This is a genomic window from Christiangramia aquimixticola, assembly GCF_048285835.1.
Taxonomy (GTDB): Bacteria; Bacteroidota; Bacteroidia; order Flavobacteriales; family Flavobacteriaceae; genus Christiangramia; species Christiangramia aquimixticola.
This window is the reverse complement of record NZ_JBLVTL010000344.1, coordinates 1-278: the sequence shown is the minus strand read 5'-3', so window position 1 is coordinate 278 and position 278 is coordinate 1. Positions and strand designations below refer to the sequence as shown.

The following is a 278-nucleotide window of genomic DNA, read 5'->3' as shown; positions in this document are numbered from 1 at the left end:
TAACCCAGATCAGGGAAGGCCAACAAAACCTGCCTACATCCAGTGGATCGCCGATTGGGGCTTTGATTTTGTCCGGGTTCCGATTTCATATCCCTCCTATTTGAACATCGATCGCAGCAGACCGATTCGACCGGATGAGGTCCTGAATTTTGATGAAAGCCGATTGGAAAAAGTAGATGCACTGGTGGAGCGGGCCATCCAGCATGGTCTGCATGTGAGTTTAAACCTACATCGCGCTCCTGGATTCTGCATCAATGCGGGATTTGAGGAGCCGTATA

General features: G+C 50.0%; 1 protein-coding gene. It reads left to right on the top strand.

Annotation, left to right across the window (positions count from 1 at the left end; translation table 11 throughout):
* Positions 1–278: cellulase family glycosylhydrolase (locus ACNKXV_RS14760; RefSeq protein WP_417908452.1), on the top strand; the 278-nt coding region annotated here is incomplete at both ends.